Source organism: Brevundimonas sp. AAP58, from assembly GCF_001295975.1.
Taxonomy (GTDB): domain Bacteria; phylum Pseudomonadota; class Alphaproteobacteria; order Caulobacterales; family Caulobacteraceae; genus Brevundimonas.
The window spans coordinates 1-1,003 of the sequence record NZ_LJHU01000090.1 but is presented as its reverse complement, the minus strand read 5'-3'; the positions used below and the strand labels follow the sequence as shown (position 1 = coordinate 1,003).

Annotated in this window: 1 protein-coding gene; it reads right to left on the bottom strand. The window is 67.0% G+C overall.

The annotated features are described in order from the left end of the window. Positions 1-214: 214 nt before the first annotated feature. Positions 215-1,003: tRNA preQ1(34) S-adenosylmethionine ribosyltransferase-isomerase QueA (queA, locus tag IP78_RS11625; protein ID WP_054111848.1), on the bottom strand; the 789-nt coding region annotated here is incomplete at its 5' end.

Sequence of the window (1,003 nt, the reverse complement as noted above, 5' to 3'; positions counted from 1 at the left end):
GGCGAGGGTAACACACCCGGATATGAGGGCGCGTTCAGCGCGTCTCGAACAGGAAGGGCGTTGATTCCACTGACGAAATCCGGGCGTCGTTGGATGATTGAGAAAAACGACGCACGTTCTCCTTCTCCCGCAGGGGGAGAAGGGAGACAAGGAAGTCGGTGAGAGGGAAACCTCTCACCCTTTCGGCTGAACGGCGCGCTCCGTTTGCCGAGCCTCAAGCCCTCTCCCGATTGGATAGGGTGTCCTTTTCGCGGAAAAGCAGGGAGCCGTCACCGTAGGAGTAGAAGCGGTAGCCGGCGGCGATGGCGTGGGCGTAGGCGGTCTTCATGGTCTCCAGGCCCGCGAAGGCGCTGACCAGCATGAACAGCGTCGACTTCGGCAGGTGGAAGTTGGTCATCAGGACGTCGGCGGCGCGAAAGACATAGCCGGGCGTGATGAAGATGGCCGTGTCACCATGGAAGGGCTGGATCACGCCGTCGGACGTGGCGGCGGATTCCAGAAGGCGCAGAGAGGTGGTGCCGACGCAGACGATGCGCCCCCCCGCTGCGCGCACGGCGTTGAGGGCGGCTGCGGTGTCGTCCGAAACCGTGCCCCATTCGCTGTGCATGCGGTGGTCGGCGGTGTCTTCCGCCTTGACGGGCAGAAAGGTGCCGGCGCCGACGTGGAGCGTCACGGCATGGGTGGAGACGCCGCGGGCCCGCAGGGCGTCGAGCAGGGCAGGGGTGAAATGGAGCCCGGCCGTGGGCGCGGCGACGGAGCCGTCGTGGGCGGCGTAGACGGTCTGGTAGTCCGAGCGGTCGCGGTCGTCCTCGGGGCGCTTGGCGGCGATGTAGGGGGGAAGCGGCATGACGCCGACGGCGCGGATGGCGTCGTCCAGCGCAGGGCCAGCGAGGTCGAAGCGCAGGGTGATCAGGCCGTCTTCGCCCTTGGCTGTGATCGTCGCGCTCAAGCCCTCCCCCTCGAGGGGGGAGGGTTGGGTGGGGGTGGAGGCAGGATGTGTCGG